General features: G+C 62.1%; 9 protein-coding genes. 6 read left to right on the top strand and 3 right to left on the bottom strand.

From position 1 onward, the window contains the following. Position 1 precedes the first annotated feature (1 nt). The 6 genes from IWW33_RS07880 (at position 2) to IWW33_RS07855 (ending at position 13,950) form a co-directional block, all read left to right on the top strand. The gene (locus IWW33_RS07880) at positions 2-802 is read left to right on the top strand and encodes an aspartyl/asparaginyl beta-hydroxylase domain-containing protein (protein ID WP_174140967.1); all 801 of its coding nucleotides are present in this window, start codon (positions 2-4) and stop codon (positions 800-802) included. Then, positions 790-1,773 (top strand): sulfotransferase family protein, encoded by a 984-nt coding sequence (locus IWW33_RS07875; RefSeq protein ID WP_174140966.1) that lies wholly within the window; start codon positions 790-792, stop codon positions 1,771-1,773. Before IWW33_RS07880 ends, IWW33_RS07875 begins: the two co-directional genes overlap by 13 nt. A gap of 172 nt (positions 1,774-1,945) precedes the next feature. Further along, on the top strand, positions 1,946-2,416 hold the full coding sequence (locus IWW33_RS07870; protein ID WP_119688228.1) for a GNAT family N-acetyltransferase: 471 nt from the start codon (positions 1,946-1,948) through the stop codon (positions 2,414-2,416). 55 nt (positions 2,417-2,471) lie between these two features. After that, entirely contained in the window at positions 2,472-3,059 is a 588-nt protein-coding gene (locus tag IWW33_RS07865) for a tail fiber protein (RefSeq protein WP_174140965.1), read from the top strand. 130 nt (positions 3,060-3,189) lie between these two features. Beyond that, complete coding sequence (locus tag IWW33_RS07860) at positions 3,190-12,390, top strand: Ig-like domain-containing protein (RefSeq protein ID WP_196914261.1); 9,201 nt, start codon at positions 3,190-3,192, stop codon at positions 12,388-12,390. Between the two features lie 63 nt (positions 12,391-12,453). Beyond that, positions 12,454-13,950 carry a TolC family protein gene (locus IWW33_RS07855; protein ID WP_174141107.1) on the top strand — a complete coding sequence of 499 codons (1,497 nt, stop codon included), beginning with the start codon at positions 12,454-12,456 and terminating at the stop codon, positions 13,948-13,950. Here IWW33_RS07855 and cysC read toward each other — a convergent pair. From cysC to IWW33_RS07840, 3 genes are all read right to left on the bottom strand, one after another. After that, positions 13,934-14,428: an adenylyl-sulfate kinase gene (cysC, locus tag IWW33_RS07850; RefSeq protein ID WP_231386146.1), complete on the bottom strand. Its 495-nt coding sequence runs from the start codon at positions 14,426-14,428 to the stop codon at positions 13,934-13,936. The two genes, IWW33_RS07855 and cysC, sit on opposite strands and share 17 nt — an antisense overlap. A 271-nt stretch (positions 14,429-14,699) precedes the next feature. Then, positions 14,700-16,568, bottom strand: coding sequence for a DUF2075 domain-containing protein (locus IWW33_RS07845; RefSeq protein WP_174142463.1), 1,869 nt, complete (start codon positions 16,566-16,568; stop codon positions 14,700-14,702). 24 nt (positions 16,569-16,592) lie between these two features. Further along, on the bottom strand, positions 16,593-16,976 hold the full coding sequence (locus IWW33_RS07840) for a nucleotide pyrophosphohydrolase (protein WP_161872191.1): 384 nt from the start codon (positions 16,974-16,976) through the stop codon (positions 16,593-16,595). Positions 16,977-17,783: the final 807 nt, after the last annotated feature.

Genomic DNA, 17,783 nt, shown 5'->3' with positions numbered 1-17,783 from the left:
CATGAGCGAAGTCTCGCTGCCGCTATGTTCCCGACTGCCCCTTGCCATGGACCTGCCGGCATTGCTGCAGGCTTTGGCACGGGTGGAGGCAGGGGCCTGGCAGGCGCATTTCAACCGCGGTTATCACGAGGGCGACTGGAGCGGTGTGGCGCTGGTCAGTGCCGAGGATGCTCCTGTGCCGCTTGCACCGGGCCGGGGCGCGCCCGTGAGGCAGGACTGGTGGCGCCATGAGACGGCGTGGCAGGCCGCGCTGGGGCCATTTCGCGCATCCCTGCAGGCCGCACGTCTGCTGCGCCTGGGCGAGGGCGCGCGGATTCACGAGCACCGCGACCCGGACCTGGGCCGCCCTGGAGGCTGCCTGCGCCTGCATGTGCCATTGCTGAGCCCACCTGGTGTTGAATTTATCGTCGACGGCCTGCAGGTCCCCATGCAGGCTGGCGAGTGCTGGTTCGTTGACCTGTCACGTGCGCATCGGGTGCACAACCCCGGCCCCGGTGAGCGTATCCACCTGGTGCTCGACTGCTTGGCCGACAACTGGCTGCTCGGGTTGATCGAACAGGGGCGGGCACTAACCCCGGCATTGAGCCCGGGGCGGGCAGTGCAGGCTTTCGAGCGCTTTCGTGAGCAAGTGGCGCATGCCCCTGCACTGGCAACCAGGCTGCAGGCACTGGACGATCCACGGGCATTCGTGGCCGCGGCCATTGCCCTCGGTGCAACCATGGGCCTGGTGTTTTCCGATGCCGAAGTGCTGAGTGCCATGCGCCAAGGCAAGCAAGCATGGAGCGATCAATGGCGAATCTGAATGCGTCAGGCAGTTTTCACGGCTGGATGCCCATTCGCCTGTGGCGTGACAAGGCTGAGTGGCGCCTGGACTGGTGCTGGTTTGGCCAGCAGCCCCTGACCAGGCCGTTTTTCCGAGACGACGTCGATCAGGCCTTACGCCTGCCGTTCAACCAGGCCCTGCGCCGCGACACCAACTTGCAGGCACTGTTGGACTGGCAAGTGCGCAGCCCGGGCTTGGCACCTTCGGTGCTGGTGTTCCATGCCTCGCGATGCGGCTCCACGCTGATCGCACAACTGTTGGCCAGCCAGGCGCGCAACATCGTGCTCAGCGAGCCGCCACCCCTGGACAACCTGCTGAGGGCATCGCTGCAGGACCCAGGCGCCAAGGACTGGCAGGCCGAAGGCGTGCGCGCACTGCTTTCAGCCTACGGCCAGCGGCGCCAGGGCGATGAGCGCCAGTTGGTGATCAAACTTGATGCCTGGAACGTGTTCGAAGCGCCCTTACTGGCCGAACTGTACCCCGAAGTGCCGAGGGTCTTCCTGTATCGCGACCCATTGGAGATCGTTGTCTCGCAGTTGCGCCAGGCCGGCATGCACCGGGTGCCGGGCCTGCTTGGCGCCTCGCTGCTGGACACCTTGCTGGGCAGCGGCAAGGGCATGGACACGGTGCAATACACCTGCCGGGTGGTAGGCGAGATCCTCAAGGCCGGCCTGCAGCTATGCCGGGAACACGGCGGCATTGCCGTCAACTACAGTGAACTGCCTGAGGCCATCTGGGGGCGCCTGGCCCCAGTGTTCGGGGTGATGCCCAGCGATGTGCCGAGGTTGCGTGAAGTGGCAGCGTTCGATGCCAAGCAACCGAGCATGAACTTCAGTGCTGACAGCCAGCGCAAGCGAGCACAAGCCAGCGAGCAAGTACTTGAAGGTGTGCGTAAATGGGCGCTAGAACCCTATAAGTGCTTGGAATTCATACGCTTGCATAACGCCTGAAAACTGGCGCCAAAAGGCTTCGAACACCTGTTTGAGGAAACTGTGTAAATCGCACGACACAGTGGTGGCGATTTGCCTCGCCAATCGACTACGCTCTACGCCATCGTGTAGGACAATCCACTTGGAAGTGCTCCCCCACCATGGGGTAACTACAGCAGGGAAGCGTGACCCGATGTCGACCTCTGAAGTGCTTCTCCGTCCCGTGGTGGACGCTGACCAAGTGTTTCTGCGCGCCTTGTACGGTACCACCCGGGCCGCCGAAATGGCCGCGCTGGCGTGGGACCAGGCAACGATCGAGCATTTTCTCGACCAGCAGTGGCGTGCCCAGCACTTGCATTACCAGGCGCAGTACCCCGACGCCTGCTTTCTGATCATCGAAACCGCCAACGAACGTATCGGCCGTGCTTCCCTGCAATGGGCCGACAGCCACCTGCAGATCATTGATATGGCAATTTTGCCCGCCTGGCAGGGCCAGGGTATCGGCTCTCGTCTGCTGCGCCAGTGGCTGGCACAGGCTGACCGCCAGGGCCTGAGCGCCGGTTTGCACGTCACTTCGCACAGCCCGGCAGTGCGCCTGTATCGGCGCAGTGGCTTCGCGGTTGTCGAGGACAATGGTCTGTACCTGAAGATGCATCGTTCCTGAACCCATTTCGCGGGCCACCAGGTCCGCCTTGCAGGTAGTCATAGGAGAGCAGCAAATGGATCCGTTTCTCGGTGAGATCAAGATGTTCGCAGGCAACTTTGCGCCTCGCGGTTGGGCATTCTGCCAAGGTCAGCTGATGAGCATTGCCCAGAACAACGCGTTGTTCGCACTGCTTGGCACCATGTATGGCGGTGATGGCCGGACCACCTTCGCCCTGCCAGACCTGCGCGGTCGCGGGCCAATCGGTTTCGGCACCGGGCCAGGCCTGGCCGATGTGGTGCAGGGCGAAGCTGGCGGTGTCAACGATGTCACGCTGTTGCAGTCGAACATGCCGATGCAGCAGGCGGTGATCCCTGCCCAGACCGTTTCGGTGGCCATACCGGCGGTGGAAGGCGATGCCAACGCTGCGGCACCTTCGTCTGGCAACGTGCTGGCCAAGTCTTTTGACAGTTCGGGGGCAGGGGCGGCGGCGGATATCTATTCCAGTGACGTGCCCAACACCAGCCTCAAGCCGTTCAACGTCACGGTGCCTCAAACCAGCGTCAACTTGGGTGGTGCCTCGCTGCCTGTTTCTGTGCAAAACCCCTACCTGGGCATGAACTTCATCATCGCCCTGGAAGGCATCTTCCCGAGCCGTAACTGAGTCAAGGCAGTGCAGTTCATCGCGGGGAGCATGTCGGCTCCCCGCGGTGCGTCAGGATTTTTCGACAAGGATGCGCCTTTGCCTGGCGCAGTTACAGGATCAACCAGCCCAAGGGCTGAATGAGGTTGGCATGGCATTCTGGAAGCGAAACAAGAAGAACCAAAACCCCAGCGTTTCCATGAGCCGGCCGAGCCTGATTCAGGCCTTGGAACCCCGCATGATGTTCGATGCTTCGGTGGCCGTGGTCGCCGACCAGGGCGCCCAGGCCGCTGAGGTAGCCGCTGCCACGGCCACCAGCAAGGACACCGCTACCGCGAGCGATACGTCCAGTACCCAGGACAGCGCGAGCCATGAAAGCGCGCAGCAGGCCGCACCCGCTACGGCGCCGGCTACCCTGGCTGCCGAGCGCCACGAAGTGGTGTTCGTCGACTCCGCCGTCAGTGACTATCAAAAGCTCATCGCCGGCCTGCCCGCCGGCGTCGAGGTGGTGGTGCTGGAGAACGGCAAGGACGGTTTCAAGCAGATCGCTGATTACCTCGACGGCCGTACCGATGTCACTTCCATCGATATCATCAGCCACGGTGACAGCGGCTATGTGTACCTGGCCGGCAACGCCATTTGGGCCAATCAGCTGGCCAGCCATCAGGCCGACCTGGCGCGCATCGGTGCCAGCCTGGCCGAGGGGGGCGACATCCGCTTTTTCGCCTGCAACACCGGCGAAGGCAGTGATGGCGAGCTGTTCGTCGATGAAGTGGCAAGGCTGAGCGGTGCCGATGTAGGCGCGTCTTCCGACTCGACCGGCAACCGCGAGGGCGAGGACTGGGAGCTGGAGACTGTCTCCGGCGAGGTCGCTGCGGGCGTTGGTGTGCAACGTGGTGACCTGACGGCGTTCAATACGTCGCTGGCGACCATCACGGTAACCGACACCAATGCCACGTCCACTGCGGTTGATAGCTTTGTCTCGCTGGCCGAGGCGATCCAGGCCGCCAACACCGACACATCGGTGAACGGCTCCGCCGCCGGCAGTGGCAGCGACATCATCGTGTTCCATCAATCGCTGAGTGGCCAGACCATCCGCTGGTCCACCGCTTCGGCCTTGCTGGTCACCAGCAACATCACCATCAACGGTGATGTGGATGGCGACGGCCGAGGCGATATCATCCTCAGTGGCGACGTCAACAACAACGGCGTACGTGATGCGGCCGAGGCGTCGGGGCTGCAGAGCAACAGCGGCGGCGTGCTGACGGTGCGCAACCTCGATTTCCGTGACTTCTCGGGCAACCTCACCGGTGGCGCGATCCGTGCCAACGGTGGCTCGATCACCGTTGAAGATTCGAACTTCCAGAACAACGCCGGTGCGGTGATCAACTCGGCGCTAAGTGTCGGCTCCACGGTAGTGGTGCGCAACACCACCATTCATGACAACAGCGCCAGTATCGTCGGAGGCACCGCGATGTCATCGCTGGTGCGCCTGGGTGGCGCCAATAACCATGTGTTGGAAAACGTGGCGATCTACAACAACACCGGCACCTACAGTTTTACCGGCACCATCGCGGGGGGCGCGGTGATCGTCCTGAGCAACGTGGGCGGCTCGGTGAACATCGTCAACAGCACCATTGCCAACAACGTGTTCCTCAATACCGGTAGCGGCAGCATCACCTCCGCCGGCCTTGGCTGGGCCAGCGGCCAGGTCGGTACGATCACGGTGCAGAACTCCATCCTCACCGGCAACACCGTCAACGGCGCTGCGGCCGATGCCATCACCGGCAGCAGCTACACCAGCATCACCAACCTGATCGGCACCACGGTCAACTTCGTCGATGCTGCCGGGGGTGATTACCGCCTGGCTTCCACGGCCAGCAACGCCATCGACCAGGGCACCAGCAGTGGCGCCCCGGCCACCGACCTGCGCGGTTTCGAGCGGCCACGCGGTGGCGGTGTGGATATCGGTGCCTACGAGGTACTGTATTCGGCACCACCGGTGGTCGACCTGGACACCACTACTGGCAGCAACGACAGCACGGTCAACTTCAGCGGCACCGCAGTGGCGATCGTGCCGAACATCTCCCTGACCCAGACTGACGGCGACACCCAGGTGAGCGGTGCCTCGCTGGCATTGAGCGGTGTGGCCGATGGTGCCAACGAAACCTTGTCGCTCAGCGCAGCGCAGATCGCCACGGCCGCCGGGTTCGGCATCACGGTAAGCGGCTCGGGCAGCGCCGTGCTTACCCTGAGCGGTGTCGCCACCCTGGCCCAGTACCGGGCGATTCTTGCATCGGTGGCCTATGGCAACGCGGCGGCTGCCTATACCACTGGCACGCGCAGCGTGACCGTCAGCGTCAACGATGACATGGGCAGTACTACGCGTACCGCTTCGGTGGTCGTGCTGGCGCAGAACAGCGCACCGGTGATCGGCAACCTCAACGGCGACAGCACGGCATTCACCCAGGGCAATGGCGCGATACTGATCGACGCGAACGGCAATGCCACGGTCAGCGACAGTGACTCGGCCGACTTCGGCGGTGGCAACCTAACGGCCTCGGTCAGCGCCAATGGCGTAGCCGGGGAAGATACCCTGGGCATCCTCAGCGTGGGTAACGGCGCCGGGCAGATCAGCCTCAGCGGCAATACGGTGAGTTACGGCGGGGTGGCCATCGGCACCGTTGCCGGCGGCACCGGCGGCGCCAGCCTGGTGGTGACGTTCAACGCCAATGCCACGGCCGCGTCGGTACAGGCGCTGGTGCGCAGTATCACGTATGACAACGGTAATGCCGGCAATGGCATCGGCCAGGCCAGCCGATCAGTTTCGGTAACCGTCAGCGACGGCGATGGCGCTACCTCCAGTACCGCCACGGTGCAGGTCAGTGTCCGCGAGACGGTGCCGCCGACCGCTACCATCAGCCTCAGTGACACCGCACTGAAAGTCGGCGACACATCGAACGTGACCATCACCTTCAGCGAAGCGGTGGCTGGCTTCAGCAATGCTGACCTCACGGTGATGGGCGGTACGTTGTCGGCAGTGAGCAGCAGTGATGGTGGCCTCACTTGGAGTGCGACCTTTACCCCCTCCGCCAACACCACTGTCGCCAGTGCGACGATTACCCTGAACAATGCCGGCGTCTCTGACCTGGCGGGCAATGCTGGCAGTGGCGCCACAGTGTCGCCGAGCTACAGCATCGACACGCAGCGCCCCACCGCCACTATCGTGGTCGCCGACAATGCCTTGCGCATCGGCGAAACCAGCCTGGTGACGATCACGTTCAGCGAGGCAGTGACCGGCTTGAGCAATGCCGACCTGACCGTGGCCAACGGTACTATGAGCGCGATAAGCAGCAGCGATGGCGGCATCACCTGGACCGGGACGTTCACGCCGACCAGCAACATTACCGATGCGACCAACCTCATCACCCTGGACAACACGGGGGTGACTGACAGTGCTGGCAACGCCGGCTCCGGCACTACCAACTCGAACAACTACAGCCTCGATACCCAACGCCCGGTAGCGACAATCGTCGTCGCGGACACCGCCTTGCGCATTGGCGAAACCAGCCTGGTGACCATCACCTTCAGCGAGGCGGTGAGCGGCTTCAGCAATGCCGACCTGACCGTGGCCAATGGAACCCTCAGCGCGGTGAGCAGCAGCGATGGCGGCATTACCTGGACCGCCACCTTCACGCCCGCCAGCACTGTCACTGACGCCACCAACCTGATCACCCTGGATAACGCCGGCGTGGCCGACGCTGCCGGCAATAGCGGTAGCGGCACCACCGACTCCAATAATTACGCTGTTGACACCGTGCGGCCGACCGCGACCATCGTGGTCGCCGACAGCGGCCTGGCCATTGGCGAAACCAGCACCGTCACCATCGTTTTCAACGAACCCGTCACCGGCCTGACCCTGGCCGACTTCACGGTACAGAACGGCACGCTCAGCGGCCTGAGCACCAGCGACAACATCAACTGGACCGCCACCTTCACGCCCGCTACCAATGTCACCGATACCAGCAACCTGATCACCTTGGACAATACCGGCGTGATGGACACGGCTGGCAACGCCGGCACCGGTAGCACCGACTCGAACAATTACGCCATCGACAGCCAGCGGCCAACTGCGGCCATCGTGATGGCCAACACGACGCTGACCGTGGGTGAAACCACCACGGTGACCATCACCTTCAGCGAAGCGGTGACCGGCTTCACCCTGGCCGACCTGTCGGCGCCGAACGGCAGCCTGAGCGGGCTGACCAGCAGCGACGGCGGCATCACCTGGACGGCCACCTTCACGCCGTCGATCAACGTGCAGGACGCCAGCAACGTTATTGCCCTGGCCAACACGGGCATCGCCGACCTTGCCGGCAACGTTGGCAGCGGCAGCACCGACTCCGGCAACTACACGGTCAACACCCTGCAACCCACGGCGACGATCGTGATGAGCGATGCGGCCCTGCGTATCGGCGAGACCAGTCAGGTGACCATTACCTTCAGCGAGGCGGTGGCCGGCTTCACCACTGCTGACCTGACAGTGGCCAACGGCACCCTGAGCACGCTTGCCAGTGCAGACGGCGGCATCACCTGGACCGCCACCTTCACACCCACCAGCAATGTCACCGATGCCTCCAACCTGATCACCCTCGACAACAGCGGTGTGGTGGGCCAGAGCAGTGGCAACGCGGGCTTCGGCACCACCAGTTCGAACAACTACGCCATCGACACCCAGCGCCCGACGGCAACCATCGTGGTAGCCGACAGCCAACTGGCGATTGGCGAGACGTCGCTGGTGACCATCACCTTCAGCGAGGCGGTGGTCGGCCTCAGCAATGCCGACCTGACCGTGGCCAACGGTACCCTCAGCGCGCTCTCCAGCGGTGACGGCGGCGTGACCTGGACTGCGACACTGACGCCCACAGTTGGCATCAGCGATACCAGCAACCTGATCACCTTGGACAATACCGGCGTGATGGACACGGCTGGCAACGCCGGCACCGGTAGCACCGACTCGAACAATTACGCCATCGACAGCCTGCGCCCGACCGCCACCATCGTGGTCGCTGACAGCAACCTGACCGTGGGCGAAACCAGCCTGGTGACCATCACCTTCAGCGAAGCGGTGGCCGGCTTCACCCTGGCCGACCTGTCGGCGCCGAACGGCAGCCTGAGCGGGCTGACCAGCAGCGACGGCGGCATCACCTGGACGGCCACTTTCACGCCGTCGAGCAACGTGCAGGATGCCAGCAACGTCATCACCTTGAGCAACACAGGGGTGGCTGATCTGGCCGGCAACACTGGCAGCGGCACCACTTCCTCGGGTAACTACGTGGTCGATACCATCGTCCCCACAGCAACCATCGTGGTGGCCGACACTGCGTTGCGCCTTGGTGAGACGTCGCTGGTGACCATTACCTTCAGTGAGGCGGTGTCCGGCTTCAGCAATGCCGACCTGACCGTGGCCAACGGAACCCTCAGCGCGGTGAGCAGCAGCGATGGCGGCATCACCTGGACCGCCACCTTCACGCCCACCGGCAATGTCACCGATGCCTCCAACCTGATCACCCTGGACAATACCGGAGTGGTCGGCCAGGGCGGCAACGCCGGTGTCGGCACGACTGATTCGAACAACTACGCCATCGACACCCAGCGCCCGACGGCAACCATCGTGGTGGCTGACAGCCAACTGGCGATTGGCGAGACGTCGCTGGTGACCATCACCTTCAGCGAGGCGGTGGTCGGCTTCAGCAATGCCGACCTGAGCGTGGCCAACGGTACCCTCAGCGCGCTCTCCAGCGTTGACGGTGGCGTGACCTGGACTGCGACACTGACGCCCACAACTGGCATCAGCGATACCAGCAACCTGATCACCTTGGACAATACCGGCGTGATGGACTCGGCTGGCAACGCCGGCACCGGTAGCACCGACTCGAACAACTACGCCATCGACAGCCAGCGGCCGACCGCCACCATCGTGGTCGCTGACAGCAACCTGACCGTGGGCGAAACCAGCCAGGTGACCATCACCTTCAGCGAAGCGGTGACGGGCTTGAGCAATGCCGACCTGACGGTGGCCAATGGCACCTTGAGCGCGCTTTCCAGTGCCGACGGCGGCATCACCTGGACAGCCACCTTCACCCCGGCCGTGGGTGTGCGCGATACCAGCAATGTCATCACCCTGGCCAACACGGGCATCGCCGACCTTGCCGGCAACACTGGCAGCGGCACTACCTCGTCGGGCAACTACGCGGTCGACACTATTGTCCCTACCGCGACCATCGTGGTGGCCGACACTGCCTTGCGCATTGGCGAAACCAGCGTGGTAACGATCACCTTCAGCGAGGCGGTGAGCGGCTTCAGCAATGCCGACCTGACGGTGAATAACGGCACCCTGAGCACGGTCTCCAGTACCGATGGCGGCATCACCTGGACCGCCACCTTCACGCCTACCGGCAATATCACCGATGCCACCAACCTGATCAGCCTGGACAATACCGGAGTGGTCGGCCAGGGCGGCAACGCCGGTGTCGGCACGACCGATTCGAACAACTACGCCATCGACACCCAGCGCCCGACGGCAACCATCGTGGTGGCCGACAGCCAACTGGCGGCAGGCGAGACGTCGCTGGTGACCATCACCTTCAGCGAGGCGGTGGTCGGCCTCAGCCTGGCCGACCTGAGCGGGGCCAACGGTACCCTCAGCGGGCTCTCCAGCAGCGACGGTGGCGTGACCTGGACGGCGACATTGACACCCTCAGCTGGTATCAGCGATACCAGCAACCTGATCACCCTGGACAATACCGGCGTGGCGGACCTTGCGGGCAACGCAGGTTCCGGCAGTACCGACTCGAACAACTACGCCATCGACAGCCAGCGCCCGACCGCCACCATCGTGGTCACCGACAGCAACCTGACCGTGGGCGAAACCAGCCAGGTGACCATCACCTTCAGCGAAGCGGTGACGGGCTTGAGCAATGCCGACCTGACTGTTGCCAATGGCACCTTGAGCGCGCTTTCCAGTGCCGACGGCGGCATCACCTGGACAGCCACCTTCACCCCGGCCGTGGGTGTGCGCGATACCAGCAATGTCATCACCCTGGCCAACACGGGCATCGCCGACCTTGCCGGCAACACTGGCAGCGGCACTACCTCGTCGGGCAACTACGCGGTCGACACCATTGTCCCTACCGCGACCATCGTGGTGGCCGACAACGCGTTGCGGGCGGGCGAATCTAGCCTGGTGACCATCACGTTCAGCGAAGCGGTCAGCGGCTTTACCTTGGCTGACATGAGCGCGGCCAATGGTGTGCTGACCAATCTGAGCAGCCAGGACGGTGGCATCACCTGGACCGCAACGCTGACACCGACCAGCAATGTCGAAGACACCAGTAACCTTGTTTCTCTGGACAACAGTGGCGTAGTTGCCACGGCCTCTGGCAACGCCGGTGTGGGTAGCAGCATTTCCAACAACTACGCCATCGACACACGCGTCCCTAGCGTGACCAGCGTCGGTGGGCCGGCGGGCGTTTCCTACAACGCCGGCGATGCGCTGGTGTTCGTGGTCAATGCCAGTGAAGCAGTGCAGGTGGCCGGTTCGCCACGCCTGGCGCTGGAAGTCGGCGGGCGCACGGTGTTCGCCGAGTTGATGGCGGGTGCTGGCACGCCGACGCTGGTGTTCCAGTACATCGTCCAGGCCGGCGACAATGACAGCGACGGCATCCGCGTGACCGGCCTGTCGGCCAATGGAGCCACCCTGAGCGATGCCCAGGGTAATGCAATGAACCTGGCCTTGAATGGCGTCGCCGACACCAGCAAGGTGCTGGTCGATACACTGGCACCTGCAGCCGTCGGCATCGTCACCCTCGACCCATCCCCGAGCAACGCGCAGAGCGTACGCGTCACCGTCACCTTCAGCGAACGCGTCAACGGCGTTGACCTGGCCGACTTCAGCCTGGTCGCCAGCGGTACCGCCAGCGCTACGCTCAGTGGCCTGCGCCAGATAAGCGATGGCGTCTATGAGATCACCGCCAGCGGTGTCAGCGGCACCGGTACCCTGGGCTTGAACCTGAAGGCCGCTGGCACTGCGATCAGCGATGTGGCCGGCAACGTGCTGACGGGTGGCCTGACCGGCGCGGTGTACAACATCGACCATGACGCCCCCACGGTGAATAGCGTCAGCGTGCCGGTGGGAGTGCATTACAACACCGGCGATACGCTGACCTTCGTGGTCGATACCAGCGAAGCGGTGATCGTCGATGGCGCCCCGCAACTGGCACTGGATGTTGGTGGGCGTACGGTGTATGCCGATTTCGTCGCTGGCTCCGGCACGCCGACGCTGGTGTTCCAGTACCGCATCCAGGCTGGCGACAACGATGCCGACGGCATTCAGGTAGTGGGGCTGGCAGCCAATGGCGCGACCTTGCACGACGCTACCGGCAATGCCTTGCAGCCAGGGCTGGGGGCGGTTGGCGATAGTGCTGGAATCATCGTCGATACACGCTTGCCGAGCGTCGAGTCGATCGTGCCGACGCCTGCCAATGGCAACGGCAGCCAGGGGTTCACCGTGACCTTCAGTGAAGAGGTTCGCGGCGTTGATTTGAGCGACTTCCAACTGGTATCGAGCGGCAACGCCAGCGGCACCCTGCAATCACTGGTGCAGCTCGACAGCCGTACCTGGCAGGTGAATATCGCCGGGGTTGCCGGCAGCGGCAGCCTGGCATTGGCCTTGAACACCAGCGGCACGGCTATCAGTGACATGGCTGGCAACGGGCTGGAGGGCGGTTTCGTCGGCCAGGGCAGTGTGCTGCAGAGCACGGGCGGTGACCCGCAGTTCCTGGCCTACCCGGCCACGCCGCCAAGTCTGGCCGGCCAGCCTCTACCACTGCCCGGTACACCCGCACCAGCGTTCTCGGCGTTCCAGTCACCTTTGCTGCCAGTACCGTTGTTCGAAGTGCCCAGTGCTGGCGGTGGGCTGCCGCCGCTGGGCAGCATCTTTATCCGCGAGGGGGCCCTGGCGCCTAGCTACCTTGCCCAGGTGTTCGCAGGTCAGCAGGGCGGCTCCGCCATCGGCAACGGCACCGGGGCAGGTTTCCTCGGCTTTGGCGGTGGTGATGCCAGCGTGTTCGGCGCTAGCAGCCTGGCCAATATTTTCGACAAGACGCTGCCGGACGATGGCGGCCAGTATGAGCTCAGCGGTGGCAAACCCTGGCGCCAGGGTGGCGAAGGGCAGTCAGGTGCGCCGACGCTGGGGCAGCAGTTGCAGGCTTTCAAGGAGAGCGAGCAGCGCCAGGTCAGGGAGCTGGCGCTGGCGCTCGGGCAGATCAATACACCCGTGCCCGAGGCGTGAGCCGGAGCCATGGCGGATAACAACACAATGGATATCAAAAAGCAGTACCAGGGGGCGGTGGGGATGAGCAAGGCATCAAGGATATTTGCGATCAGCATGTTGGCACTGACAGTGACCGGTTGTGCGGTCAAGACCCAGCCGATCGAGCGCAGCGTCAGCGAACAGCGCGCGCGTGACGACCTAGCCAGCATGTTCAAGGGCCAGGAGGCACTGCAAGGTCCGCTGACCCTGCACCAGGCAATGGCCCGCGCGGTCAAGTACAACCTGGAGGCGCGCCTGAAGGTGATGGAAGAAGCCTTGGCCCAGCGCCAGGTAGACCTGGCCACGTTCGACATGCTGCCACGCATGGCGATGTCGGCGGGGTATGCAGGGCGCAGCAACACCAGCGCCGCCAGCAGCCGCAGCGTGCTGACCAACACCCAGTCGCTGGAACCCTCCACCTCCCAGGACCGCGACCGCGACGTGGCGGACCTGACCATGGTGTGGAACGTGCTGGACTTCGGTGTCAGCTATGTCAGCGCCAAACAGCAGGGCGACCAGCGCCTGATCGTGCAGGAACGCCGGCGCAAGGTGGTGCAGACCATCATCCAGGACGTGCGCTCGGCCTACTGGCGGGCGGTTGCCGCTGAACGCCTGCTCAAGCAGATCGATGCGCTGATGGTGCGGGTCGAGCAGGCGCGTGACAACAGCGAGCGTATGGGCGAGCAGCGCATTGGCGACCAGATCCAGGCACTCAACTACCAGCGTTCGCTGATAGAAGCCACACGCCAACTGGAGGAACAGCGCCGCGCCTTGTCGCTGGCCAAGACCGAATTGGGCGCGCTGATCAACTTGCCGCCGGGCACCGAGCTGACCCTGGCGGCCAGCGACGACTACAGCGTGCCCGAGCTCAAGGTCGGGCTGGACAGCCTTGAGCAGCAGGCGCTTGCCTCACGCCCCGAACTGCGCGAACAGGACTACCAGGCACGCATCAGCGCCGCCGAGGTGCGTAAGTCGATGCTACGCATGTTGCCTGGCCTGGAGTTCTCCGCTGGCGGCCATTACGACAGCAACAGCTTCCTGACCAACCAGCACTGGGCCGACTACGGCGTGAAGGTCACCTGGAACCTGTTCAATGTGTTGTCCGGCCCTGCCTCGATCGATGTGGCCAAGGCCGGTGAGCAGGTGGTAGAGGCACGCCGCCAGGCCATGTCGATGGCCATTCTGGCCCAACTTTACGTGGCCAACGCCAACTACAGCGAGGCGCGTCGCCAGTTCGCCACCAGCCAGCAGATGGTCGCCCTTGATCAACAGATCGTCGAGCAGCTGCGCAACCGCCACCAGGCCCAGGGTATTGGCGAGCTGGAACTGATCCAGGGTGAGCTCAACGCCTTGCAGGCAGACTTGCGCCGCGACCTGGCCTACGCCGAGTTGCGCAACAGCTACGGCCAACTGTTCGCCAGTGCCGGCCTTGATCCGCTGCCGGAAACCTTGCCGTCCGACAAGCTGGCCGACATCGCCCAGGCGCTGGGCAACAGCGAGGCCCGCTGGCAGCGTGGCGAGATCACGCCGGAGTCATGAGACCTTGGGGCGCCAAGACCTGCTTGAGGACATAACCCAACAGCAGGTCCTGCGCCGTTTGCAGCGTGGTGCCAGCGGTATCCACTACCAGTTCGGGGTGCTGCGGCGCTTCATAGGGGGCATCGATGCCCGTGAACCCCTTCAGCTCGCCCGCCCGTGCCCGACGGTATAGCCCCTTGGGGTCGCGCGCTTCGCAGGTGGCCAGGTCTGCTTTGACATGCACTTCATGGAACCCGGCCTTGCACGCCCGGCGCGCGGCTGCGCGGTCGGCGCGGTAAGGCGAAATGAGCGCGGCGATGCAGATCAGCCCGGCATCGGCGAACAGCGCAGCCACCTCGGCGGTACGGCGGTTGTTTTCATGACGGTCGGCGGGGGAGAAGCCAAGGTCGGCGTTTAGGCCGTTGCGCAGGACGTCGCCGTCGAGAACGTAGCAGGGGTGGCCTAATTGGTTCAGGCGGAGTGCTAGGGCGTTGGCCAAGGAAGATTTGCCTGCCGGAGAGGCCGGTTAGCCAGATTACTGCGCCGGGGCGGTGGGGGGCGCTTCCTGCGTTGGGCACGGTTGGTTCTCCAAGGGGAGGGCGGGGGTGGGGGCTTGGATGGTTAGGATAGTTGGGGATGGGGTGGGGGATACGCCAAAGGTTTAGGTTCGGACATAAACATGGATTGGAGGCAGTCAAAAAAGACTGCCGGAGACGTGTTTGTGTCGCCCCTGCGCCCGTAGGTACAGGGGCTCTTGGCGAACGATACTTTCAATGATTGCTGTGTTGGCTAAGCCGACTCTCGAAGTATCGCGCAGTCTCTTTGTCGGTGCAGTACAGGTAGCAACCCTTCATCCCGCGTGTCATCAGGGTTCGATACGTATTTTTGATGATCAGGTCTGTTTCACTTTTCGCGAGGGCAGGTTGCTCTTTCATCATTTTTTTCCAGCCGCGAATCGATTTATCGTGCTTGTCGCGCTCATCCGGGGATGTCACTACCTGACCGTCACGTACGACCAGATCTGGTCCGATAATCACCCCGATGTAGTCGACTTCCAAACCTTGGCAGGTATGAATGCAGCCAACCTGCTCGATGGAGTTTTCAGCGATGATCCATAGGCTGCCATCCTGATCCAGGTTCCATTGGCGTTTGTAGTCACCAATCACGATATCAGCAGCGGTGGGGTCTTTCTTGCTCAACCAAGGCCAGCAATAGCCCGCGACCACACGAGCTTTGTTTCCGTGGTTTTTCTCGTTGATCGCGTCATGCATCGCCTGAGGTGAGTCGAACACCTTAAACTCGTACTCTTGGGTCTCAAGCGTCGGATTTGCCGTCGAGCGAATGCCAAGCGTGTCATCCAGCCATGCCAGGTAACCGTCAGAGCCACTACAGCGAAACTGCGAAGACAACACGTATTCTTCAACCACAGCGCCCTTGGCTTTCGCAAAGGCGCGAATCGCCTGCTTGCTGCCGATATCGCTCAAGGTCACCCGCTGGTCTTCATCGATAAAGAAAATGGAGCATTTCGCTGAATCAATCAGCTCCTTGATCTGGTTTTCCCCAAGGTTTCCATAAAGCCCGCTTTTCTCATTCAGCCGATGAGCTTCGTCCACGATAAGCGCATCGAATGTGTTCGGCTCAGTGTCGATGAATGCCCCAGAGCCCGAAAAGAAATTTGAGAAATGGCTGCGCTTGATGGTGCCAACCAGTTTGCTTTCGTAGACCTTGCGAGGGGCAGCATTCTTGGAGACGTATTTGCTCATCAGCTTCAACTCGGTGAGCTTCACCAGCAGATTGATAGCCAGAACAGTTTTTCCGGTGCCCGGCCCACCTTCGATGATCATCACCTTGGGTGCTTGGTCCGTGGCCTCGCTTGCTGCCGCCAGCGCCGACTCAAAAATTGCTTTCTGATCGTCAATCAATACGAACTCGGGTTTGCCTTTCATCAACCCCGCGAGGGCCTCGGCTAGCGCCTTGGACGGGCGAATTTTTCCTTCGGACAGTTCGTAAAGAACCTCTTTGTTGTCGCCATGAGTTATATGCTTTTTCAGAAAGCTTCGGAGTTTACTGAGCTCTTCCGGGCCTTTCAGGAACAGTGGAGCCTTGCTGATGTGGGGCTCGTAGTGAGCCGAATCTATGATGCCGTCGCTGACATAGTTATGAAGGTAGGCACACGGACGGATTTCGATGCTTTTGTCATACACCGCCTCGTTGAAGCCTTCCAGCAGCGCTGCATAGGACCATACCTGATAGGACGGGTGAATGGTCTCAATGAGGCCGCCACCCAACGCCGTTTTGACGATGGCGTCTTTGGTCGTGGCGTTGGCCTTGCTCCATTGCTTCAGCTCAATCAGTACGGCCTTTTTTGCCTGTTTTTCGTCGCGACCGGTGAGTAGAAAGTCGATTCGCTTCGACGACTGCGGAATGTGCAATTCAATGGCCAGGCCCGCATCGCTCGGCAGGCCATCATCTCTAAGGACCTTGGCCATGTACGTTAGGGACCCTTGCCACGACCTGATTTCCGAGGTGCCAACGTTCTTGCCGGTTGCTTCCTTGTAATGCCTGAGGATCACCTCCTCAATGTCATCGTTATCGTTGTCTTTGAGAAATTGCTGTTTGGTCGCAGCGTAAACGATCACGGATTGTCCTTAGGTGCGTGTTAGTCAGAGTCGGTCGTACTTTTTGCTGTTGCTTCTGGCTTTCTCTACGGGGTACTTCTGGCCATTCGAGGCGAGTTTCTGTGTCACGGCCTCGTTGAGGTCAATGCCGAGTACGCTGCTCAGGCGAACCAGGTACATCAGTACGTCCGCCAGTTCGTCCTTCACGGCTTGGCCGATTTCGGGATCTGTTGCGGCGGAGATCGAGTCGGCATCGCTCATCCATTGGAAAATCTCGCACAGCTCGCCTACCTCGCCGGTGAGAGCAAGGATGAGATTTTTGGGGGAGTGGAACTGCTGCCAGTCGCGATCATCTGCGAAACGCTGGAGGGATGCGGCGAGCTTCGTTGTGTCAACCAGTGGCGTGGATGATCTGTCTGAGTCACTCACGGGACTATCTCTTGGGTATCAGCGAGGGGCCGAAGGCATGTAGGAAATCAGGCTTAGCATTGTAAGGCCTTTCGCTATTGACGCAGGCTTTTTGTTTTTCTCTCGCTCACTTCCTGCCAGCCGAATTGCTTGCCTGCATTCGTTACGTCATTTGAGGGGCGCGTGAGTCGCCTTAAGCGAATTTTCCAGTGTCTAGCGACAGCCTCCGCCGTTTCAGGTCTGGCAATTGGCGACAGGATGTTGACTGCCGCGGCGACGCACTGGAATCGTCGAAGATCTATATCGCGACTGCCAGCGGCGTCCGACCTGACTGGCGTGTCACTAGGAATCGAAACAACGCCTTACCGCCTGAAAATGGACGCACCGCGCATGCTTGTGGCTTCATCACAATCATCTACAAAGTTGTTGCTTGTGACATCGGTGTTTGTCCTGCCGATTGTCATGAGGGGGGATTGCCGCAAAGGACTGTGCGATCAGGGCTACGGCAGTGTTAAGGCGCCCGTCTCTTTCCACTGAGAGAGACGGGCGGCGTTGGCGCAATAGCCGGCCTAGCGAGGAGGTTGCTGCAGTGCAGTGCTGTACTGTTTAGCTGGCGCGCGATGGCCATGAGGTTAGAGAGCCCCCAACACCGAGGAGGTCACTGGGTGTGCTGTCGAATACTGATCGCCCTTGGAAGAACCACCGCATCGAGTGGGATGGGTATTGAAGACTTTGGTACCTGGGAACCGCCAATGGCAGCGCTTGTATTGGCCCGATAGGGGTAGTGGAAAACACGGGGAGCAACTTGGCCAAGCTAGCTTTTACGAC

The sequence above is a fragment of the Pseudomonas sp. M2 genome, assembly GCF_015751845.1.
GTDB classification, from domain to species: domain Bacteria; phylum Pseudomonadota; class Gammaproteobacteria; order Pseudomonadales; family Pseudomonadaceae; genus Aquipseudomonas; species Aquipseudomonas putida_E.
This window is presented reverse-complemented; position numbering and strand designations above follow the sequence as displayed.

Bases quoted from the DNA above. Each gene is read 5' to 3' on its own strand.
- IWW33_RS07860 (WP_196914261.1), top strand. From the start codon at position 3,190: ATGGCATTCTGGAAGCGAAACAAGAAGAACCAAAACCCCAGCGTTTCC.
- IWW33_RS07855 (WP_174141107.1), top strand. From the start codon at position 12,454: ATGAGCAAGGCATCAAGGATATTTGCGATCAGCATGTTGGCACTGACA.
- IWW33_RS07880 (WP_174140967.1), top strand. From the start codon at position 2: ATGAGCGAAGTCTCGCTGCCGCTATGTTCCCGACTGCCCCTTGCCATG.
- IWW33_RS07870 (WP_119688228.1), top strand. From the start codon at position 1,946: ATGTCGACCTCTGAAGTGCTTCTCCGTCCCGTGGTGGACGCTGACCAA.
- IWW33_RS07875 (WP_174140966.1), top strand. From the start codon at position 790: ATGGCGAATCTGAATGCGTCAGGCAGTTTTCACGGCTGGATGCCCATT.
- IWW33_RS07865 (WP_174140965.1), top strand. From the start codon at position 2,472: ATGGATCCGTTTCTCGGTGAGATCAAGATGTTCGCAGGCAACTTTGCG.